This window comes from Saccharothrix texasensis (assembly GCF_003752005.1).
GTDB lineage: Bacteria > Actinomycetota > Actinomycetes > Mycobacteriales > Pseudonocardiaceae > Actinosynnema > Actinosynnema texasense.
Genome location: NZ_RJKM01000001.1, coordinates 7,155,000 through 7,175,847 on the forward strand (window position 1 = coordinate 7,155,000; position 20,848 = coordinate 7,175,847).

Annotated in this window: 22 protein-coding genes; 12 read left to right on the top strand and 10 right to left on the bottom strand. The window is 72.6% G+C overall.

The window, feature by feature from the left end:
• Positions 1-22 precede the first annotated feature (22 nt).
• The gene (locus EDD40_RS32065; RefSeq protein ID WP_123746244.1) at positions 23-502 is read left to right on the top strand and encodes a DUF2269 domain-containing protein; all 480 of its coding nucleotides are present in this window, start codon (positions 23-25) and stop codon (positions 500-502) included.
• Here EDD40_RS32065 and EDD40_RS32070 read toward each other — a convergent pair.
• On the bottom strand, positions 471-2,471 hold the full coding sequence (locus EDD40_RS32070) for an NACHT domain-containing protein (protein WP_123746245.1): 2,001 nt from the start codon (positions 2,469-2,471) through the stop codon (positions 471-473). The two genes, EDD40_RS32065 and EDD40_RS32070, sit on opposite strands and share 32 nt — an antisense overlap.
• A 124-nt stretch (positions 2,472-2,595) precedes the next feature.
• Complete coding sequence (locus tag EDD40_RS32075) at positions 2,596-3,396, bottom strand: alpha/beta fold hydrolase (protein WP_123746246.1); 801 nt, start codon at positions 3,394-3,396, stop codon at positions 2,596-2,598.
• Between the two features lie 91 nt (positions 3,397-3,487).
• On the opposite strand from EDD40_RS32075, the gene EDD40_RS32080 reads away from it, so the two are divergent.
• Positions 3,488-3,871, top strand: coding sequence for a RidA family protein (locus EDD40_RS32080; RefSeq protein WP_123746247.1), 384 nt, complete (start codon positions 3,488-3,490; stop codon positions 3,869-3,871).
• A gap of 295 nt (positions 3,872-4,166) precedes the next feature.
• Here the strand turns inward: EDD40_RS32080 and EDD40_RS32090 are convergent, their stop codons facing one another.
• A complete protein-coding gene (locus tag EDD40_RS32090) occupies positions 4,167-4,586 on the bottom strand; it encodes a CoA-binding protein (RefSeq protein WP_123746248.1) in 420 nt (139 codons plus the stop codon).
• A 90-nt stretch (positions 4,587-4,676) separates the two neighbouring features.
• On the opposite strand from EDD40_RS32090, the gene EDD40_RS32095 reads away from it, so the two are divergent.
• The gene (locus EDD40_RS32095; protein WP_123746249.1) at positions 4,677-5,957 is read left to right on the top strand and encodes a PI-PLC domain-containing protein; all 1,281 of its coding nucleotides are present in this window, start codon (positions 4,677-4,679) and stop codon (positions 5,955-5,957) included.
• Here the strand turns inward: EDD40_RS32095 and EDD40_RS32100 are convergent.
• On the bottom strand, positions 5,954-6,775 hold the full coding sequence (locus EDD40_RS32100; RefSeq protein WP_123746250.1) for a S1 family peptidase: 822 nt from the start codon (positions 6,773-6,775) through the stop codon (positions 5,954-5,956). The genes EDD40_RS32095 and EDD40_RS32100 overlap by 4 nt on opposite strands.
• A gap of 221 nt (positions 6,776-6,996) precedes the next feature.
• On the opposite strand from EDD40_RS32100, the gene EDD40_RS32105 reads away from it, so the two are divergent.
• Positions 6,997-8,187 (top strand): cytochrome P450, encoded by a 1,191-nt coding sequence (locus EDD40_RS32105; protein ID WP_123746251.1) that lies wholly within the window; start codon positions 6,997-6,999, stop codon positions 8,185-8,187.
• Positions 8,188-8,316: 129 nt separating this feature from the next.
• Positions 8,317-9,111, top strand: coding sequence for an SDR family NAD(P)-dependent oxidoreductase (locus tag EDD40_RS32110; protein ID WP_123746252.1), 795 nt, complete (start codon positions 8,317-8,319; stop codon positions 9,109-9,111).
• A gap of 20 nt (positions 9,112-9,131) precedes the next feature.
• Here the strand turns inward: EDD40_RS32110 and EDD40_RS32115 are convergent, their stop codons facing one another.
• From EDD40_RS32115 to EDD40_RS32125, 4 genes are all read right to left on the bottom strand, one after another.
• Positions 9,132-10,220 carry a CaiB/BaiF CoA transferase family protein gene (locus EDD40_RS32115; RefSeq protein WP_123746253.1) on the bottom strand — a complete coding sequence of 363 codons (1,089 nt, stop codon included), beginning with the start codon at positions 10,218-10,220 and terminating at the stop codon, positions 9,132-9,134.
• A 6-nt stretch (positions 10,221-10,226) separates the two neighbouring features.
• On the bottom strand, positions 10,227-10,400 hold the full coding sequence (locus EDD40_RS42030; RefSeq protein WP_170185264.1) for a hypothetical protein: 174 nt from the start codon (positions 10,398-10,400) through the stop codon (positions 10,227-10,229).
• 64 nt (positions 10,401-10,464) lie between these two features.
• Positions 10,465-10,974, bottom strand: coding sequence for a DinB family protein (locus EDD40_RS32120; protein ID WP_123748435.1), 510 nt, complete (start codon positions 10,972-10,974; stop codon positions 10,465-10,467).
• A gap of 10 nt (positions 10,975-10,984) precedes the next feature.
• Complete coding sequence (locus EDD40_RS32125; protein ID WP_123746254.1) at positions 10,985-12,568, bottom strand: thiamine pyrophosphate-binding protein; 1,584 nt, start codon at positions 12,566-12,568, stop codon at positions 10,985-10,987.
• 221 nt (positions 12,569-12,789) lie between these two features.
• Here EDD40_RS32125 and EDD40_RS32130 point away from each other — a divergent pair, with 221 nt between their 5' ends.
• The 7 genes from EDD40_RS32130 to EDD40_RS32160 all read left to right on the top strand — a co-directional run bounded on the left by EDD40_RS32130 (position 12,790) and on the right by EDD40_RS32160 (position 19,765).
• On the top strand, positions 12,790-13,752 hold the full coding sequence (locus tag EDD40_RS32130; protein WP_123746255.1) for a hypothetical protein: 963 nt from the start codon (positions 12,790-12,792) through the stop codon (positions 13,750-13,752).
• Between the two features lie 240 nt (positions 13,753-13,992).
• Entirely contained in the window at positions 13,993-14,598 is a 606-nt protein-coding gene (locus EDD40_RS32135; RefSeq protein ID WP_073888656.1) for an ANTAR domain-containing response regulator, read from the top strand.
• A gap of 277 nt (positions 14,599-14,875) precedes the next feature.
• Positions 14,876-16,051 carry a branched-chain amino acid ABC transporter substrate-binding protein gene (locus EDD40_RS32140; RefSeq protein ID WP_246037962.1) on the top strand — a complete coding sequence of 392 codons (1,176 nt, stop codon included), beginning with the start codon at positions 14,876-14,878 and terminating at the stop codon, positions 16,049-16,051.
• A 124-nt stretch (positions 16,052-16,175) separates the two neighbouring features.
• Positions 16,176-17,138, top strand: a complete 963-nt coding sequence (locus EDD40_RS32145) for a branched-chain amino acid ABC transporter permease (protein ID WP_123746257.1) — start codon at positions 16,176-16,178, stop codon at positions 17,136-17,138.
• Positions 17,135-18,298 carry a branched-chain amino acid ABC transporter permease gene (locus tag EDD40_RS32150; protein WP_123746258.1) on the top strand — a complete coding sequence of 388 codons (1,164 nt, stop codon included), beginning with the start codon at positions 17,135-17,137 and terminating at the stop codon, positions 18,296-18,298. Before EDD40_RS32145 ends, EDD40_RS32150 begins: the two co-directional genes overlap by 4 nt.
• A gap of 32 nt (positions 18,299-18,330) precedes the next feature.
• Positions 18,331-19,071, top strand: a complete 741-nt coding sequence (locus tag EDD40_RS32155) for an ABC transporter ATP-binding protein (protein WP_123748436.1) — start codon at positions 18,331-18,333, stop codon at positions 19,069-19,071.
• Positions 19,061-19,765 carry an ABC transporter ATP-binding protein gene (locus EDD40_RS32160; protein ID WP_123746259.1) on the top strand — a complete coding sequence of 235 codons (705 nt, stop codon included), beginning with the start codon at positions 19,061-19,063 and terminating at the stop codon, positions 19,763-19,765. The genes EDD40_RS32155 and EDD40_RS32160 overlap by 11 nt, the downstream gene beginning before the upstream one ends.
• Positions 19,766-19,791: 26 nt before the next feature.
• On the opposite strand, the gene EDD40_RS32165 is transcribed toward EDD40_RS32160, so the two are convergent.
• Both EDD40_RS32165 and EDD40_RS32170 read right to left on the bottom strand, forming a co-directional pair.
• On the bottom strand, positions 19,792-20,346 hold the full coding sequence (locus EDD40_RS32165; protein WP_236594423.1) for a DUF4352 domain-containing protein: 555 nt from the start codon (positions 20,344-20,346) through the stop codon (positions 19,792-19,794).
• A gap of 61 nt (positions 20,347-20,407) precedes the next feature.
• Positions 20,408-20,845 (bottom strand): hotdog fold thioesterase, encoded by a 438-nt coding sequence (locus EDD40_RS32170; RefSeq protein WP_123746260.1) that lies wholly within the window; start codon positions 20,843-20,845, stop codon positions 20,408-20,410.
• Between the last annotated feature and the right edge of the window lie 3 nt (positions 20,846-20,848).

Below are 20,848 nucleotides of genomic sequence, written 5' to 3' on the forward strand. Positions count from 1 at the left end.
GCGGCGCGCCACGCTGTGCGCCATGGGAACCGCCGCGACGACCGCCCGGGCCGGGAACGGTCTGACACCGAAGGTGCGCAAGACCTGGCTGCTGCTGCACGTCGTCTCGTCCGTCGGCTGGCTCGGCGTGACGATCGGGATGCTCGTGCTCGCGGTCGCGGCGTTCGACGCACCGCAGCTCTACCAGGCGATGGAACTGCTCGGCGACCTCGTCGTGCTGCCGCTGGCGTTGAGCGCGCTGGTCACCGGCGTGGTGCTGTCGCTGGGCACGAGGTGGGGCCTGGTGAAGCACCGGTGGGTGCTGGTGAAGTTCGTGCTGACCGTCGTCGCCGTGGTCGCCACGACGTTCTCGCTGCGCTCGGGCCTGCACGAGGCGGCGGACGGCGTCGTCGGCACGGCGGGCGGCGACGTGCTGGCGGCGGCGTGCGTGTCGTCGGTGCTCTACGCGGTCAACACCGCGCTGTCGGTGTTCAAGCCGTGGGGCCGGACCCGCTGGGGCTGAGCTCGGCGCGCCTGCGCTCGACGCTCGCCGCCAGCTCGGCCGGGTCGCACTCGGCGAGGTGGTCGCGGACCAGGTCGTGCGGGAACCGGTGCTCGTCCACCAGCAGCACCCGGTCCCGCGCGGACTGCAGGATCGCCTTGCGGCGCAACGGGAACTCGTCGAGCGCGAGCGGCCGGGCGAGCAGTTCGGCGACCGGGTGGAACGGCCGGTCCGCGATCGGCGTGACGACCAGCCCGACCAGCAGGCCGGTGACCGCGCCCGTCGCGGACAGGCCGGCGTCGGCGCCCACGAGCGCCGCCAGGCCGGCCCCGGCCGCGCCCGCCGCGGGCAGCCAGCGCAGCCCGCCGGGCGGCCGGACCCGCACCCCCGACCACACCTCGCGCAGGCCGCCGACGAACGCGCCCGCCACCGCGCCCGCGCCGAGCCCGATGCCCAACCCGGCCAGCAGCTCCGCCGACGGCCCCGTCACCACCATCACGCCGGCGGGCACGAGCGCGCACGCCACCGCCCAGTACCGGTCACGCGTGTTGCCGTAGGCGAGGAGCAGCGCGACCACGACGACCGTCCCGTACCCGGCCGCCGCCGGCCACCGCGCGACCTGCGCGCCGAGCACCCCGCCGAGGAGCGCCGCGCCGCCGGTCACCGCCGCGCCGGCGACGAAACCCGTTGCCGCCCAGACGTTCCCCCGGCGCGGATCACCGCGCGTCACCCGGAACGCGCTGCGCGGCAGCAGGACCGTGGCCGCGGCGACGACCGCGGCCGGCACCAGGCCGAGCCGCACGCCCACCACGAAGCACAACGCCGTCGCCGCGCCCGCCAACGCGCCCGGCGCGGCCCGCCGGAACAACCGCCACACCGCTTCCGGGCCGACGAAGTCCAGCCACACGTGCCGCGCGGGCAGCCGGGACCGGGCCAGCAGGTCGCGCTTGCGCCGGGCGATGCGGGCCAGGAACCGCAACGCGCGCACCGTCCGCTCCGGACGCGCCGCACCCCGGGCCGCCGACTCCACCACGTAGGTGTCCAGCACGCCCCGGAACTCCGCCCGCCCGGCCCGGTACGCCAACGCCAGCAGGCCGAACGCGAGCGGCGTGCGCAGCTCGTCCCACAGGTCCGGGTTCTTCTCCAGCTCGTCGCGCAGGCCGTCCAGGCGCGGTCCGCACGCGGCGATCAGCTCCTGCACCACGGGACGCGACAGCGGTTCCACCCGCACGACGTCGAACCGCGGCAGGTGCTCGTGCTCCTCGTTCGCGGTGCACAGCACGACCTGAGGCACGTTCAGCGCGGTGATCCAGGCCAGGCACTCGACCCGGTCGGCGGGCGCCAGCCCGTCCAGCCCGTCGAACAGCAGCACGAGGTTGTGCTCCCGCAGCCACGCCCGCCCGACCCGGGGTGCGATCCGGTACCGGTCGGCGAGCACGCGCAGCAGCCACGCGCCGAAGTCGTCGTCCCGCCGCCACCCGCCGAGGTCCACCACCACCGGGATCGGCCGGACCGGGTCCAGCGCGGCCCGCGCCAGCAGCGCCTCGGCCAGCTCCAGCAGCAACGTCGTCTTGCCCGCCCCCGCCTCGCCGGTCACGACCACCGGGTGCCGCACGCGCGTCGGCAGGCGCGGGCCGACCCTGGGCACGACGCCGAGCTTGAGCCGCAGCTGCTCGGCCAGCGAGCCGTCCACCCGCGCCCGCACGAACCGCTCCACCCGCTCCAACGCCGCCCGGCGGTTGGCGGGGTGCGCGGGACGCCGTCGCACGAGCAACGCGCTCAATCGGTCCCAGGCCGCCAGGCACGCGGTGAGCGCGGACAGCACGACCAGCGCCGGCCACAGCCAGCGCGCGTGCGGACCGAGCACCGGCAGCGCCGACCCGCCGGTGGCGGCGTTGATCGCGACGGGGACGAGCACGAGGCACGTCACCCCGCCGACCGCGGCCAGCGCGACGAGACGGGCGGTGCGGCCGAACCGTCGCGCGTCCATGTGCCCTCCCGCCAGGTCGCGACCGACGGTAACGGCGTTCGCGACGCGGGGGTAGGCGAGTTAACGTGGTCGGCCGGTCACCGTCGGTGCCCGGCCCGCACAACGTCGACTGGGCGGACCCGGGTCACCCCGTGAGGAAGTCCACCAGGAGCCGGTTGACCGCGGCGGGCTGTTCGAGGAACCCGAAGTGGCCCGCGTCGGCCACCTCCTCGTACCGGGCGCCCGGGATGGCCTCGGCCACCTCGCGGGCGAGGTGGGCGGGCAGCACCCGGTCGTCGGCGAAGCCCACCACCAGGCACGGCACGGTGATGGCGCGGTAGGCGTCGAGCCGGTCGTCGAAGTCGTTCAGGTCCATCTGCGCCCGCACGCCCTTGCCCACCGCCGACCCGGTGAACTCGAAGACGTCCAGCCAGTCCCGCGCGACGACCGGGTCGCGCAGCGTCGCGGGCGACAGGTTCAGCACCGCGTCCACCGCCGCGAAGTAGCGCGGGGGCAACGTGATCCCCTGGTCGTGCAGCGCGCGTTCGCCGTGCGACAACGCCGACTGCACGGGGTCGTTGCGGCCCGCGGTCGCCAGCATCACGGCCTTGGCCACCAGGTCCGGCCGGGCCAGCGCCAGCTCCTGCGTCACCCGCGCGCCCATGGACGTGCCGACCACGTGCGCCCGGCCGCCGAGCGACTCGATCAACGCCGCCACGTCGCCGACCAGGTCGTCGATCTTCATCCCGGCCGCGCACTCGTCCGTCGGCGGGATGCCCCGGTTGTCGACGGTCGCCACCCGGAACCCGGCTTCGCGCAGCGCGGGCACCTGGTGCGCGTGCCACACCCGGCCCGGGCTGCCGGTGCCCATCACCATGACGACGAGGTCGCCCTCGCCCTGCACCTGGTAGCTGAGGTTGATCCCGTTGAGCGCGACGACCGGCATGGCCCGCAGGTTACTGATCGGCTCCGCCCGACCGCCATCGCCGTGCGGAAACGGCTTCGAGGTCGCGTCGGGCGGGACGTAGGTTGCCCCCATGAGGCGAGTGATCCTGTCCGGTTCCACGTTCGAAGAGCAGATCGGGTACGCGCGGGCCGTGGTCGACGGCGAGTGGGTGCACGTCTCCGGCACCACCGGCTTCGACTACACCGCCATGACCATCTCCGACGACGTGGTGGCGCAGGCCGAGCAGTGCCTGGCCAACATCGGCGCGGCGCTGACCGAGGCGGGCAGCGGGTTCGCCGACGTGGTGCGGGTGACGTACTACCTGCCCGACGCCGGGGACTTCGAGCCGTGCTGGCCGGTGCTGCGCGCGGCGTTCGGCGAGGTCCGGCCGGCCGCGACGATGCTGGAGTGCGGCCTGGCCGACCCCAGGATGCGCATCGAGATCGAGGTCACCGCGCATCGGCAGGCCCGCTAGCCCCGACGGGATTGTGTCCCGGCTCACGCCCGCCGCCGATTGGAAGTGACACCGGTGTCAGGTTCGACCATGCGGTACGCGATTCACCGCCGCCCGAACCGACACCGCACCCACCACCGTCACCGATCCGGCCCCCACCACCGACCCGGCCACCACCACCGCCGACACCACGCCGCCCACCCCGGCTCCGACCGCGGCCGGGAAGCTGCCGTGGAGCGTGCTGGTGCTCCTCGTGCCCGCCCTGGCCGTGGTCGTCGCCGCCCGCGCGCACGGGTTCCCGGCGGTCCGGCGGTGATCAGCGCGGCCCGTGCTCGGACCACTCGATGGCGGGGCAGCGGTCCATCACCACGTCCAGCCCGGCGGCGGTGGCCCGCTCGTAGGCCGCCTCGTCGACCACGTCGAGCTGGAACCACACCGCTTTCGCGCCGATCGCCACCGCCTCGTCGGCGAACGCGCCCGCCGCCTCGGACCGGCGGAACACGTCGACCACGTCGACCGGGAACGGGATGTCGGCCAGCGTCGCGTAACCCTGCTCGCCGTGCACGGTCGGCGCGTCCGGGTGCACGGGCACGACCCGCTTGCCGCGCTGCTGGAGGAACTTCGCCACGCCGTACGCGGCGCGGTGCGGGTGGTCGGCCAGCCCCACCACGGCCCACGTCTCCCCGTCGGCCAGGACTCGGCGGATCTTGTCGGGGTCACCCCACGGTTCGGTCATGCCACCAGCGTAGGACGGGCTGACGTGAAGGGGTTTCGCGTTTACTCTGTGAGCTGACCGCCGCCGCGGAGCCTTCGAGAGGACTTCTTGATGCGCGCCACCCGATCAGCCCTGGTCGTCACGCTCGTCGCCGCCCTGGCGGCGCCGCTCACCGCCCAGGCCGCGCCCGCCGACGGCGTCTACTACGTGCAGAGCGTCACCACCGGTCTGAACGCCGGCGCCTCGGGCACGTCGGTGCTCCAACGGCGGCCCAAGGGCGACGAGGACCGCCAGCAGTGGACCCTCGCCGGTCGCACGCTGCGCGAGGGCTCCCAGTGCCTGGGCCGGCAGGGCGACCAGGCCGTGATGTCGCCCTGCGACAGCGCCGACGCGCAGTGGGACGTGCTGCCCGACGGCGACCGCCACCGGCTCAAGGTGCCCGGCGCCGACCGCTACCTGGTCGCCGTCGGCGCGGACCAGGTGCGGATCGGCGCCGGCGCCGACCTCTGGTACCTCACCCCGGTGTCACCCCGGCGGTCGCCGGTCCCGCCGGAGGGCGAGCGCCGACTGGACCAGGTCACGTTCCTCACCGCGCACAACGCCTACGCCAACGGGGTGGACGGCGGGTTCGCCCCGCCGTTCGTCAACCTCGCGCCCAACCAGGCCCGCGGCATCGAACAGCAGCTCCGGGACGGGGTGCGCGGGTTCCAGCTCGACGTCCACCAGACCCCGGACGGCGCGATCCTGTGCCACAACAGCTGCACGCTGGTCAGCCGGCCGGTGGCGCTGTGGGTGGACGTGCGGCGGATCGTGGACTTCCTGCGCGGCAACCCGGCCGAGTTCGTCACGATCTTCCTGGAGGACTACGTCTCCGCCGAGGTGCTGCGCGCCGAGCTCGCCCGCGTCGACGGCTTGGCGGACGTCCTGTTCCGCCCGGACCAGGCGGGTGTGCGGGCGAACGGCTGGCCGACCCTCGACGCCCTGCGCGCCACCGGCAAGCGGCTGATGATCTTCACCGACCACGGCCGCTCGGGCGACTCGCCGCAACGCGACACCTTCGGCGTGATGTACCAGTCGGAGTGGACGGTGGAGAACCACTGGTCGATGGGCTCGGGCCTGGGCACGTCGGACTGGTCGTGCCACAGCCGCTGGAGCACGCCGCTCACCCGCACCGAGCCGGGCTTCCGGCCGCTGTTCGTGATGAACCACTTCCGGGACGTCCCGTTCACCGGGACCGCGACCACCGACAACGGCAAGCTCGCCGACCGGGCCCGCCGGTTCTGCGAGCCCGCCGCCCGCAAGACCCCGACCTACCTGGCCGTGGACCACTACCACCTGGGCAACCCGATGGCCGCGGTCGGGGCCCTGTCCGGCGAGCGGTTCGAGCCCTAGGCCGCCGGTCGCGGCAGCCCGCAGCCGGGGGCGGCCAGGTCCACCCGACCGCCCCCGGTCAGGCACGGCACGATCTGGAAGGTCTGCTGCGCGTACCCGATGCCCTGGCGCACGGTCACCTCGCCGGCGGCGTCGACCTCGCACGGGTTGTTGTCCGTGCACCGCTCGCCGTCCTCGTTGCCGGTGTTGTTGACCGCCACCACCTTGCCGGTGGCCACGTCCACCACGGGCGAGCCGGACGTGCCGCCCCTCGTGCGGCAGTCGGCGGTGTAGCGCATCGAGTCGTGCCAGGTGTACCGGCCTTCCCGCAGCCGGTAGGCGTACCCGTCCACGTCGCACGAGTAGACGTGCCGCCAGTAGCCGGACACCACGCCGACCGCGATGCCGGCGGCGGGGTGCTCCGCCGACAGCTCCAGCGCCCGGCCGCCCATCGCCTCGATGTCGCCGTAGGTGGCCGTGAGCCGGTACAGCGCGACGTCGGTGCGGGACATCGTGGCGTAGACCAGCGTCGCCGCGCGCAGGTCGCCGAGGGAGTCCTCGCCGGTGCTGTCGAGCAGCGTGAACTCCCGGTCCGCCGGCTGGTCGACCACGACCTCCTCGGCCTCCAGGAACCGCACGCAGTGCCCGTTCGTCATCACCAGCGCCGGGTCCGACGGCTGGTGGGCGGGCGGCCGGACGACCGCGCCCGAGCAGCCCCTCATCGACACGGTGCCGGTGAAGTCCGGCTCGACGCGCGCGGGAGCGGACGGGGCGGCGGACGCGGGCGCGGCGGACACGGACAGCACGAGCGCGGCGAGCACCGCTACCAGGTGGCGCATGGGCGTTGATCCAATCAGCCGCCGCCGCGCGTCGCACGCTCGTTCACCCGATGGTGCGGGGCGTGGTCGACCGGTCCTCTAGTGCGCTTCGCCTTGCGGTGCAAGGACATCGCGGTATGAGCCGGCACACCGAACACGTGTCTTTGACGCCCCCGACGGGCGACCGTAGCGTGGGAGGACGACTTCATCGGCGATGGGGCGAGCCGGCAGGGGGTTCCCGAGTGGCCTCCGCGCACACCGATCCGATCGCGTACCCCTTCCACACCGGCGACGGGCTCGGGCTCGACCCGGCGTACGCGCGGGCCCGCGACGCCGACGGCCTGATCCGCGTCCGGATGCCGTTCGGCGAGGAGTCCTGGCTGGCCACCCGGTACGACGACGTGCGCCTGGTGCTGGGCGACCCGCGCTTCTCCCGCGCGCGGGCCGTGGAGCACGACGAGCCGCGGTTGTCCCCGGGCAGGCTCACCGGCGGCATCCTCGCCCTCGACCCGCCGGACCACACGCGCCTGCGCACCCTGGTGGCCAAGGCGTTCACGACGCGCCGCGTCGAGCGGCTGCGCCCGCGCGTCGCCGACCTGGCCACCGCGCTCATTCGCGGGCTGGAGCTCGTCGGACCGCCCGTCGACCTCGTGGAGCACTACGCGCTGTCGATCCCGGTCGCGGTGATCTGCGAGCTGCTGGGCGTGCCGGTCGCCGACCGGCCGCGGTTCCGCCGGTGGAGCGACGGGCTGCTGTCCACCAGCGGGCTCGACACCGCGGACTTCGACCGCGACCGGGGCGAGCTGCGCGGGTACTTCGCGGACCTCGTCGCGCGGCGCCGCGCCCACCCCGCCGACGACCTGGTGAGCGCGTTGGTGGAGGCGCGCGACGCGCACGACCGGCTCACCGAGGCCGAGCTGGTCGACCTGTCCCTCGGCCTGCTGGTCGCGGGCCACGAGACGACCGCCAGTCAGATCGCCAACTTCGCCTACGTCCTGCTGCTGGAACCCGACCGGTGGCGGCGGCTGGTCGCCGATCCCGGGCTGGTGCCCGGCGCCGTGGAGGAGCTGCTCCGGTACGTGCCCGTGGGCGCGAGCGCGGCCTTCTCCCGCTACGCCACCGAGGACGTGGAGGTCGGCGGCACGCTGGTGCGGGCGGGCGAACCGGTGCTGTGCGCGCTCAACGCGGCCAACCGCGACCGGCTGCGGTTCGACGGTCCCGAAGAGCTGCGGCTGGACCGCGCCGCGGACCGGCACCTGGCGTTCGGGCACGGCGCGCACCACTGCCTGGGCGCGCCGCTGGCCCGGCTGGAGCTGCGCGAAGCGCTCCACGCGCTGCTGCGCGACCTGCCGGGCCTGCACCTCGCGGGCGAGGTGGTGTGGAAGACCCGGACGCTGGTGCGCGGACCGCGCTCGATGCCGGTCGCCTGGTGAGGTCTTCCGGCCGGCACCGGGACCGGCACCGGGGGCCGGCACCGAAGTCGCGTCGCGGACCGCGGAGCCGCTGTGCCGCTACCGTGCCTCGTTCGCGGTGAGCGGGTCGAGCAGGGGAGTGGGACGAGCGTGGACCTCCGGTTGACGGGCAAGACCGCCTTGGTCACGGGTTCGACGGCGGGCATCGGGTACGCCACGGCGGTCGCGCTGGCCCGCGAGGGTGCCGCGGTCGTGCTGAACGGGCGGGGCGCGCCCCGGGTCGCCGAAGCCGCGCGGCGGCTGGCCGCCGAGGTGCCGGGCGCCGGGATCACCGCCGCGCCGGGCGACGTCGGCACCGCGGAGGGCGCCGCCGCCGTCACCGCGGCCGTGCCGGAGGTGGACGTGCTGGTGAACAACGTGTCGGTGTTCGGCCCCCGGCCGTTCGCCGACATCCCCGACTCGGAGTGGACCCGCTACTTCGAGACCAACGTGATGAGCGGTGTCCGCCTGTCCCGCCACTACCTGGCGGGGATGCTCGCCCGCGACGACGGCCGCGTCGTGTTCGTCGGCAGCGACGCCGCGGTCGACGTGGCCGTGGAGATGCTGCACTACTCGGTGACGAAGACGGCGATCCTGGCCCTGGCCCGCGGCCTGGCCGAGCTGACCAAGGGCACGAACGTCACGGTGAACACGGTGCTGCCCGGCCCCACCCTCACCGAGGGCGTCGGCACGATGCTGGACGCCGGCGTGGCCCACACCGGACTGACCCGCGAGGAGCTGCAGGAGCAGTTCTTCCGGCACACCAGGCCGACGTCGCTGCTCCAGCGCTTCGCCACACCGGACGAGGTGGCGAACCTGATCGCCTACCTGGCGAGCCCGCTCGCGAGCATCACCAACGGCGCGGCCGTCCGCGCCGAGGGCGGTGTCGTGCGCTCCGTCCTCTGACGCCGCCGCGCCGCCCGGCGCTAGCCGGACCCGGTGGCGCCGCCGAGTGCCGGTGGCGGCAGCCGGTAGGTCGGCGGCGTGGCGGACATCCGGATCGGGTTCGAGACCAGCGCCAGCCCGTCGACGTCGGCGGTGGGCCGCAGGCCGAGCGACTCGGCCAGCTCGAACGCGCCGGCCAGGTCGTTCACCGGCCCGCACGGCACACCGAGCGGGGTGAGCAGCGCGAACCAGTGGGCCGCCGGCCGCGTCCGCAACCGCCCGGTCAGCGACTCGGCCAACGCGTCCACGTGCGCGACCCGCAGCTCGTTCGTGGCGAACCGCTCGTCCGCCGGCAGCCCCAGCGCCTCGCGCAGCCGGGCGAACTGCCGGTCGTTGCCGACGGCCAGCACCACCGGCCGGTCGGCGGTCGGGAACACCTCGTAGGGCGCGATCGACGGGTGCCGGTTGCCCAGCAGGCCGGGCACGGCGCCCGCGAGCGTGTACCCCGCGCTCTGGTTGACCATGCTCGACAGCAGCACGGACAGCAGGTCGACCTCCACCGCCTGGCCCTCGCCGGTCGCGTCGCGGTGCCGCAGCGCGGCCAGGACGCCGACCGCCGCGTGCATCCCGGTCAGCACGTCCACCAGCGCGACCCCGACCTTGGTCGGCTCGGCCGCGCCGGTCACGCTCATCAGCCCGCCGACCGCCTGGACCAGCAGGTCGTAGCCCGGCAGGTCCGCGCCGCGACCCGAGCCGAACCCCGTCACCGAGCAGTAGACCAGCCGGGCGTGCTCCTTCGACAAGGTCTCGTAGTCGAGCCCGAACCTCCGCATCGTGCCCGGCCGGAAGTTCTCCACCAGCACGTCCGCGCCCAGCGCCAGCTCCCGTGCCGCGGCCCGGCCCTCCGCCGTCGCCAGGTCGAGCACCCGGGACCGCTTGTTCCGGTTCACCGACAGGAAGTACGTGGCCTCGCCGCGGGCGTGCGGCGGGCCCCACGCCCGCGTCTCGTCGCCACGCGGGTGCTCCACCTTGACCACCTCGGCGCCGAGGTCGGCCAACATCATCGTCGCGTAGGGCGCGGCCAGCACCCGCCCGAAGTCCGCGACGACCACACCGTCCAGCGCGCCCACGTCACCTCACTCGACGGTCAGCTCGGGCCGGAGCACCGCGGCGAACCGCGAGGCGTCCGGCACGGACACGTCCACCACCGGCGCGCGACCCGGCGCCGGGTCCGGCAGCACCTCGCCGACCGCGGGGCCCGGAGGAACCGCCTCGGCGTCGGCCGGGTCGGTGCGGGCGCGGGTCGTCATGCGCCCAGCGTCGCCCGCCCGGGGCCGCGTGCCAAGGGTCGATCGGCCGGAACACCCCGGCGGGCTACTCGCCCTTCTGCCCGTCCGCGAGCTCGCGGAGGAAGTCCAGGTGGCCGACGTGCCGACCGGTCTCCTGCACCAGGTGGGCGAGGACCCAGCGCACGGTGCGGCCCTTGCCGTCGTGGTCGCCCCTGGTGCGGTCGCCCGGCCCGAGGTCCGCGAGCGCGTGGTCCGACCGCGCCCACTCGGCGCGGTACTCGGCGATCACCGACTCCACCGTGTCGCCGTCGTGCAGCAGCCACGACGCGTCCGCGTCCGCGCCCCACAACGACGGCAGCTCGACGCCGCCCGCCTCGATCGACAGCCACCACCGCTCCACCGCCGTCAGGTGCCGCAGCACGCCCAGCGCGCTGACCACCGGTGACGTCGGGATCGGCGTCGCCGAGGCGTCTTCCCAGCTCAGGCCCTCGACCTTCGACACGGCGGTCAGTCGCAGGAAGGTCAGGAACCCGGTCAGCAGTCCCAGCTCGTCGTGGGCGTCCGGCGCGGGCCACACGCGTTCATTCGAACTCATGTTCGACACCCTAGCTCGTGCGGTACCACCGCGGCGACGTGGTGACCGGCGGCTTCAACGCCGCCGAGCGCACCACCAGCACGTTCGGCCCCGACCGCGCCGCGTAGTCGGCCAGGCGGGACCGGAAACCGTCGCCGAAACCGTCCACAGCGGACGCCTCCACGCCGAAGCTCCGGGCCAGCGCCACGAAGTCCGGCGACCGCAGGTCCACCCCGAACGGCTCGTGCCCGTGCCGCACCTGGTCGTGCCGCAGCATCCCGTACCCGCCGTCGTCCACCAGCACCACCGTGACCGGCAGCTGCTCCTGCGCGGCGGTGGCCAGGTCGCCGACCGCGAACAGGAACCCGCCGTCGCCGCACACCGCCACCACCCGCCCGGTCACCGCCGCGCCCAGCGAGGCCGGGAAGCCGAAGCCGAGCGTGCCCCACCCCACCGGGTACGCCAGCCCGCGCGCCGCGGTGAACCGGCCGAACCCGCCGACCCAGTACCCGGCCACGCACATGTCGGCCACCACCCGGTGCCCCTCCAGCGCCTCCAGCAACGGCGCCGCGCGCGGCTCGTCCGCCTCGACCGCCTTGCGCACCAGGTCGTTCAGCTCGGCCACCCGGCCGGCGAGCCCGCCGTCCGGGCGTTCGGGCACGGCGTCGACCAGCGCCGACACCACCATCCGCGCGTCGCCGCGCAACGTCACGTCGGGCCGGTAGTTGCGGATCGCCTCCACGTTCACGTTGAGCAGCCGGGGCGGGGCGGGCTGCCGCCAGTTCTGCGTCATCATCCCGTCGAAGTCGCTGCCCACCCCGATGACCAGGTCGGCCTCGTCCCACAGCGCCCCGACCTCCGGCAGGTGCACCGGCCCGTGCACCACGTGCGGGTGGTCGACCAGCCCGCGCGCGCCGTACGTGGTGACGATCGGCGCGCCGATGCGCGAGGCCAGCGCGCCCAGCGCCGCGCCCGCGCCCGACCGCGCGGCCCCGCCGCCGGCCCAGATCAGCGGGCGCTCGGCGGCGGCCACCAGCTCCACCCCGGCCGTGACGTCCGGCACTGACGGCTCGCGGGTAGGGATGCGGTTCCACACGCCGGCGTCCGCGGTGAGGAAGTCGGTCGGCACACCCAGGTACACCGGTCCCTGCGGCGCGGTGGCGGCCAGCAACGCGGCGCTGTCGGCGTAGACGCCGATCGACTCGGCGTCGCGCAGCGTCCACCCGCCCTTCACCACCGGCAGGAACATCGCCCGCTGGTCGCGCGTCTCGTGCAGGGTGCCCCGGTACTCGCCGGGACGGCGCAGCGTCGACGGGATGTCGGTGGCGATCACCAGCACCGGCGACCCGGACGCGTACGCCTCGCCGGTCGCGCCCAGGCAGTTCGCCGCGCCCGGCCCGGTGGTCACCAGCGCGACGCCGAGCCGGCCGGTGGCGCGGGCGTAGCCGTCGGCCGCGTACACCGCCGTCTGCTCGTGCCGGACGCCGACCAGCCGGATGCCCGAGGTCCGCAACGCCTCCCACACGGGCAGGTTGTGCACGCCGGGCAGCCCGAACACGACCTCGACGCCGTGCGCGGCCAGCACACCCAGCAACCGCTCCGCCCCGCTCACCATGCGCCAGACGCTAGGGACGCGACGCCTCGCGGGCAACGTTGCGCTATCGTCGGAGGCGGCGTGCGTGAGCAGACGTGAGGCTGGAGCCACTCCCCGGCAACGGGTGGCAGATCCGCCGCGGGGTGGGGGCACCCCTGCTCATGGAGTACCACCGAAGACCGTTGACCGACGCGTGTCGCGTCCTTGTCACGCCGAGCCGGGCGGCGGGAGCGAGGACTGCCATGGCGCGATCGTCGTTGACCGAGCAGCTGGTCGACCTACGCCGGAGCTACACCGGCGAGAACCTCACCCAGGCCGTGCCCGCGGTGAAGGCGGTGCTGCACGACCTGCCCGACGACCGCCGCGAACGCGTGGTCGACGCGCTGCGGGGCCAGGCCGACGTGCGCGGCCTGTTCCTGCCCGACGCCGAGGACGACGACCAGCGCGCGCTGGAGTGCGTGGTGCTGCAAGCGGGTCTGGACGCGGGCGCGCACCTGCAACTGCGCCCGCCCGCGAGCATGCTGCGCCCGGCGCACGCGTTCCGCGCGGTGGAGCCGGGGGAGCACCTGCGCGTGCACCTCACCGAGCACGCCCTCGGTCCGCTGCTGTACGAGCTGCTGCCGCGCCACGACGAGTCGTGGGTGGCGGGCGTCGCCGGCCTGCGCGTCGTGCACCACCCGCGGTCGGTGGAGCTGCGGCTCGTCGGGCTCGACGCGGCGGTGCACCTCGCGGGCGTTGACGAGCGGGCCTGGGCGGACGGCCTGAAGTACGTGCGCACCCTGCTCAAGGGCCGCAACCTGGGCGGCACGTTCATCGACGGCCCGCTCGCCCCGGTCGAGCGCGACCACCTGGCCGGGACGCCGTACCCGACGGGCGTGGGCAGCGCCGTGCTGCGCCGCTACCACCTGTTCGGCGCGGCGCCGTGGGTGCGCGCGCTGGCGCAGGGCGACCGGTGGTGGGTCGAGTGGCCCGCGAGCCTGGGCGTGCCGACGGTGGCCGACCGGCTGCTGCACCCGGTGTTCGGCCTGCCCGACGCGGTGGAGGCGCCCAGCGCCGGCGGCGGCCTCGGCATCTCCACCGGCTGGTACGACCTGTTCCTGCGCGAGGTCGACGGCCCGGACCCCGCGCACGAGGAGGCGCTGGCCGCGATGGAGTGGCCGGAGGGCGTCACGGGCTGGTGGGAGCCGCCGCAGGCGGTCAGGTGAGCGAACACCTCCCCGGACGGGTGACACCGTCCGGGGAGGTGTCCACCCCGGCGTTCGGCCGAGCGGGGCGGCGTTCCCGCCCTCGCGTCCGGTCGAGCGGGGGCGTCCGAACCGACGAAGTCGTCACCGGTGGCCGTGATCACGGCATAACCGCGCGGGCCGGGCGGCGCACGCCGGTAGACTGCGGTTTCGTCCGACGCGACCGCGTCGAGCCGCCGTCAGAGTGTCAGGAGGACCCCGGTGACCCAACAGGCTGCCGAGGCCCAGCCCGAGGTCGCGCCCCGGCGCGTGCTCGTGGCCGAGGACGAAGCCCTCATCCGCCTCGACCTGGTCGAGATGCTGCGCGAAGAGGGGTACGAGGTGGCCGGGCAGGCCGCCGACGGCGACGAGGCGGTCACGCTGGCCACCGAGCTGCGGCCCGACCTGGTCATCATGGACGTGAAGATGCCCAAGGTCGACGGCATCGAGGCCGCGTCGGTGATCGCCGGCAAGCGCATCGCGCCGGTCGTCATCCTCACCGCGTTCAGCCAGCGGGACCTGGTGGAGCGCGCCCGTGACGCGGGCGCCATGGCCTACCTGGTCAAGCCGTTCGCCAAGCGCGACCTGGTGCCCGCGATCGAGCTGGCGATGAGCCGGTTCGCGGAGCTGCAGGCCCTGGAGAACGAGGTCGCCGGGCTCACCGAGCGGCTGGAGACGCGCAAGGTGGTCGAGCGCGCCAAGGGTTTGCTGATGACCAAGCAGGGTCTGTCGGAGCCCGAGGCATTCCGCTGGGTGCAGCGGACCGCGATGGATCGGCGCACCACCATGAAGGCCGTGGCCGAAGCCGTCATCGAAAACTTCGGGTGACTATCCCCCCGAGTGATACCCGTTCGAGTATCGGACACCCCGCCGGTCATTCTCGGTTACTGCACGCATTGACCTTGTGACCTGCGGCGATTTGAGCTGGATTTGAGGTTGTTAACTCCGGAGCATTTTCCGGTGACTACCGTCACGATGTGGACACAGAGCAGTAAGACCACCTGTTCAGCGAACTCAACTGAAGCTACGTTCCCTCCCTAACCCAAGCCCTCGTGTGAGGGCTCCGCCTACCGGCGGGATGGTTGGTGTCATGGGAGGTATTCCGGTGTCAGGAGCACGACTCGGCCGAGTTCTGGCGCTGGCGGCGGCTTCGTCGCTGGTGCTCGCGGCTTGTGCCGGAGGCGGCGGCGGTGGCGAAGCGGGTGGCGACGTCACCTCGGTCAAGATCGGGTTCATGGGTGACCTCACCGGCGAGAACGCCGCGATCGTGATCCCGCCCCGGAACGGTGCGGTGATGGCGGTCGAGGAGTACAACGCCAAGAACCCCAAGATCAAGATCGAGCTGGTGCAGTACGACAGCCAGGGCAAGGCCGACCAGGCCACCTCGCTGATCACGAAGGCCATCACGCAGGACAAGATCGTGGCCCTCATCGGCCCGGCCTTCTCCGGCGAGTCCAAGGCCATCGGCGGCCAGCTCGAAGAGGGCAAGATCCCCAGCGTCTCGCCGTCGGCCACGAACCCGGGCCTGGCGCAGAACGGCTGGACCTACTGGCACCGCGTCGTGGCCAACGACGCCGACCAGGGCCCCGGCATCGCGGACTTCCTGGTGAAGGCCAAGAGCCCGAAGAAGGCGTTCGTCCTGTCCGACGACCAGGAGTACAGCGTCGGCCTGGCCGACGCCGTCGCCCAGTCGTTCGAGAAGTCGAACGTGACGGTCGAGCGGGACAAGTTCTCCAAGGACGCGTCCGACTACTCGTCCACGGTCACGAAGGTCGCCGCGTCGAACCCCGACGTGATCGTCTTCGGCGGTTACTACGCGCAGGCCGGCCGGCTGCTCAAGCAGCTGCGCGACGGCGGTGTCAAGGCCACGTTCGCCTCCGGTGACGGCTCGCTCGACCAGCAGCTCGTCACCGGTGCGGGCACCGAGGCCGCCGAGGGCGCCGTCCTCGCCTGCCCGTGCAACATCCCGACGCCCGACGTGACCGGCGCGCTGAAGACGTTCTTCGACAACTACAAGAAGAGCGCCAACGTCGACCCGGCGATCTACGCGACCGAGGGCTACGACGCCGCGACGGCGTTCATCAAGGCCGTCGAGGCGGGCAACACCACCGGCGAGAAGATCAACGACTTCCTGAAGAGCGTGAGCTTCGACGGCGTCTCCAAGCCGATCAAGTTCAAGGCGAACGGCGAGCCGGAGAACAACGCGATCTTCATCTACCAGGTCGTCGACGGCAAGGTGAAGCTGCTGGGTGCCGCGGAGGAAGCGAAGCTCGAGGGCTGATCCGGGACGGATCAGGTAAGCAAGCTGGCGCGCTGGGGAGCGGGAGTGTCGTGGGAACGACAGCTCCCGCTCCCCACCACTATGGCGAAGTTCTCTCCCCGCCCGTCTCGTGAGGCAACCTGTCATGCTTGATGATTTCCTCAACCAGTTCCTGCCCAGCACGGTGGGCGGACTGGTGTTCGGCTCCATCTACGCGCTCATCGCCCTCGGCTACACGATGGTCTACGGCGTGCTGCGCCTGATCAACTTCGCGCACTCCGAGATCTTCATGATCGGCACGTTCACGTCGCTCGTGGTGATCACGGCGATCGCGCCCGCGTCGCCGCTGACCGGGATCGCCCTGTTCGGCGTGATGCTGTTGATCATCGTGGCGTCCGCGGCCATCTCCGGCGGCGCCGCGATGCTGCTGGAGGTGGTGGCCTACCGGCCCCTGCGCCGCAAGGGCGCGACCAGGCTCACCGCGCTCATCTCCGCGATCGGCGCGTCGCTGTTCCTCCAGGAACTGTTCGCCCTGGTCATCATTCCCTGGCTGACCGGCAACGCGGGGCGCAACCAGCAGTCCGCGCCGCGCATCGTCGACCGCGACACGGTGTTCACCATCGGCAACGCGGCGGTGCGCACCGACCACATCATCGTCGTGGTCGCCGCGGTCATCATGATGATCGCGCTGGACCGCCTGGTGAACAAGACCAAGATCGGTCGCGGCATCCGCGCCACCGCCCAGGACCCCGAAGCCGCGGTGCTCATGGGCGTCAGCATCGACAACATCGTGCGGGTCACGTTCCTGCTCGGTGGCGCGATGGCGGGCGTCGCGGGCGCGCTGTATTTGATGGAGTTCGAGAACACCGTCTTCAACGTCGGTTTCGTGCTCGGTATCAAGGCGTTCACCGCGGCGGTGCTCGGCGGTATCGGCAACCTGCGCGGCGCGCTGCTCGGCGGTATCGTGCTCGGCCTCATCGAGAACTGGGGCGCGATCTTCCTGGGTTCGGAGTGGAAGGACGTGATCGCGTTCACCGTGCTGGTGGTCGTGTTGATGTTCCGCCCGACCGGCATCCTCGGCGAATCCCTGCAGAAGGCCCGCGCATGAAAGGCAACGGAGTGACTGGCAACGCGAATCCGTTGAGGCGCGTCGGCGCCCTGTTCGACGGCGCCCGCGACTGGTGGGAACGCGCCAAGACCTGGCAGCGGTTCGTCGTCTACATCGGCGCGCTCGTGTTCGCGCTGATCCTGCCCGCGCCGTGGATCGGCTCGTTCATGTCGCCCGGCGCGGACTGGACGACGGTGCTGATCTACCCGATCGGCACCTACATGCTGCTGGCGATCGGCCTGAACGTGGTCGTCGGCCAAGCCGGCCTGCTCGACCTCGGTTTCGTCGCCTTCTTCGCCATCGGCGGCTACACGCTGGCCTACTTCGCCACCGAGCACGGCTGGTCGTACTGGCCGACGGTGGTGTTCGGCATCTTCCTGGCGGCGGTCTCGGGCGTCATCCTCGGCGCGCCGACGCTGCGGCTGCGCGGCGACTACCTGGCGATCGTGACGCTCGGCTTCGGTGAGATCATCCGCATCACCGCGAACAACACCGACGAGATCGGTGGCGCGCGCGGCATCCCGAACATCCCGCACCCGACGGACATGCCGGCCATCGGCCTGGACTTCGGCGTGCTGCCCGCGCCGTACTACTACCTGATGGTCGCCGCGATCGTGGTGGTGATCGTCTTCTCGGTGCGGTTGCAGAAGAGCCGCGTCGGCCGCGCGTGGGCGGCGATCCGGGAGGACGAGGACGCGGCCGAGCTGATGGGCGTGCCGACGTTCAAGTTCAAGCTGCTCGCGTTCGCGATCGGCGCGATGATCGGCGGTCTGGCCGGCGGCATCTACGCGGGCAAGGCCGTGTTCATCGAGCCGGGCACGTTCCCGTTCATCCTGTCCGCGACCATCCTCGCCGCGGTCGTCCTCGGCGGCGCGGGCAACCTGCCCGGCGTCATGCTCGGCGCGTTCGTCATCGCCTGGCTGCCGGAGCGGTTCCGCGAGGTCGAGTGGCTCAAGGACGCGCTGGGCAAGGACCCGGCCGAGTACCGCATCCTGCTGTTCGGCGGCGTGCTGGTGCTGATGATGGCGCTGCGGCCGGAGGGCCTGCTGCCCTCCCGCAGGCGCAAGGCCGAACTGCACGAGGGCACCGGCGGCATGGGCGCGATGGGCGCCGAGGTCGCGGGTCCGGACACCGATGTCTCGACGGAGGCGGCCAAGTGAGCACTCCCGTCCTTCAGCTGGACAACGTGACCATGCGCTTCGGCGGCGTGGTCGCGCTCCGCGAAGCGAAGATCAGCGTCGGCCAGGGCGAGATCTTCGCCCTGATCGGGCCCAACGGCGCGGGCAAGACCACGGTGTTCAACGTGGTCACCGGCGTCTACCAGCCCACCGAGGGCCAGGTGCTGTTCAACGGCGCCCGGATCGACGGCACCAAGCGGTTCAAGATCACCAAGCTGGGCATCGCCCGCACGTTCCAGAACATCCGGCTGTTCCACAACATGTCGGCGCTGGAGAACGTGATGGTCGGCGCGGACGCGCACCACAAGACCGGTGCGGTCGGCGCCACGCTCGGCCTGCCCTGGCACCGCAAGGAGGAGAAGCGCGGCCGCGAGGTGGCCCGGGAGTTGCTCGACTTCGTCGGCATCCCCGGCCGGATGACCGAGACCGCGAAGAACCTGCCCTACGGCGACCAGCGGCGGCTGGAGATCGCCCGCGCGCTGGCCACGGACCCGAAGCTGCTGCTGCTCGACGAGCCGGCGGCCGGCATGAACCCGGCCGAGAAGGAGTCGTTGCAGGCGCTGATCCGCAAGATCCGCGACAGCGGTCGGACCGTGCTGCTGATCGAGCACGACATGAGCCTGGTCATGGGCGTCAGCGACCGCGTGGCGGTGCTGGACTTCGGCCAGCTGATCGCAGAAGGGCTCCCGCAAGAGGTGCAGAACAACCCGAAGGTCATCGAGGCGTACCTGGGGGTGTCCGAAGATGCTTCTTGAGCTCAAGGACATCCACGTCCACTACGGCAAGATCGCCGCGATCAAGGGCATCAGCCTGCAGGTCGAGGACGGTGAGATCGTCTCGCTCATCGGCGCCAACGGCGCGGGCAAGACGACCACGCTGAAGACCATCTCCGGGCTGCGCCCGCTGACCAGCGGCCAGGTGCTGTTCAACGGCGAGGACATCTCGAAGATGCCCGGCCACAAGCGGGTCATCGCGGGCATCGGCCAGTCACCGGAAGGCCGCGGCGTGTTCCCCGGCATGACGGTGCAGGAGAACCTGCTGATGGGCGCCTTCACCCGCAAGGACGCGCTCGACGCGGACCTGGCCGAGGTCTACGAGCTGTTCCCGCGGCTGGCGGAGCGCAAGAGCCAGTTCGGCGGCACCATGTCCGGCGGCGAGCAGCAGATGATCGCCATCGGCCGGGCGCTGATGACCAAGCCGAAGGTGCTCCTGCTCGACGAGCCGTCGATGGGCCTCGCGCCCATGCTCATCGCGCAGATCTTCGAGATCATCAAGGAGATCAACAAGCGCGGCACGACCGTGCTGCTGGTCGAGCAGAACGCGCAGCAGGCGCTGAAGCTCTCCGACCGCGCGTACGTGCTGGAGACCGGCCGGGTCGTGAAGAGCGCGCCCGGTCCGGAACTGCTGGACGACCCGCAGGTGCGCGCGGCGTACCTCGGCGGTCACTGAAAGCCCGGGACCCGCCGGCCCGGCCCTCAGGGCTGGGCCAGCGGGATCTCGGTGCCCGACTCGTCCTTCAGGTCGGTCAACGTCGGCCCGCCGTACACGCGCAGGGCCAGCGGCTTCGCGTCGGTGGGCAGGTCGTAGTAGACGTCGTACTCCAGGCGCACGTTCGCGCCCAGGTCGATGGTCTCCGGCTGCCGCTTGATCGTCATCGCCTGCGTGTCCACGGTGTGCTCGACGTCGCGGTCGTCGATCAGCACGTGGCGGCGCGCGGCGAACGACACGCTGCTGCGGCCGTTGTTGATCACGCTCATCCGGATGCGGACGAACTGGCCCTTGGCGTGGAACTCGGCGTGGCTGCCGATCAGCGTCGGCATCTCCGCGGTCAGGCCGACCAGCGTGAACGCCGTGTCGCCGTCCGCCGTGGTGGGGATCTTGAGCGGCTTCTCGTCCGGCCGCACCGTCTGCGCGGGCACCGGGTAGGTCGCCGCCGGACTCGTCGTCGTCCCGGTCCCGGCCACCACCGGGGTGCCACCGCACCCGGCCGCCGCCAGCACCACGGCCATCACCAACACCACACGCCGCACGGCCACCTCCGCCTCGCCGGGTCACCTTGCATTGCACACCTCGGACGACCGAACCGCACCTTCACACCTTCGGTTGGTCTTTCGCCGTGGCTTCCTTCAAGAAGCACGTCAGCCGCGCCGTGCAGGCGCGCCGGTCCTGCTCGTCGGTGATCACGATCTCGTAGGTGGCGGTGCTGCGACCGCGGTGGATCGGCGTGCACACCCCCGTGACGACGCCCTCGGTGACCGCCCGGTGGTGCGTGCAGGACAGCTCCAGCCCCACGGCCAGCCGCTCCGGCGCCGCGTGCATGGCCGCGGCGACCGAGCCCAGCGTCTCCGCCAGCGCCGCGTTCGCGCCGCCGTGCAGCAGCCCGTACGGCTGGCGGTTGCCCTTCACCGGCATCGTCCCGACCAGCCGGTCGGCATCCCATCGGGTGATCTCGATGCCCAGCTTCGAGGTGAGCTGCTCGGGCGCGGCGGCCAGGTCGGCGCCGGGGATGTCCTCGGGTGCTGGCGTCACGTG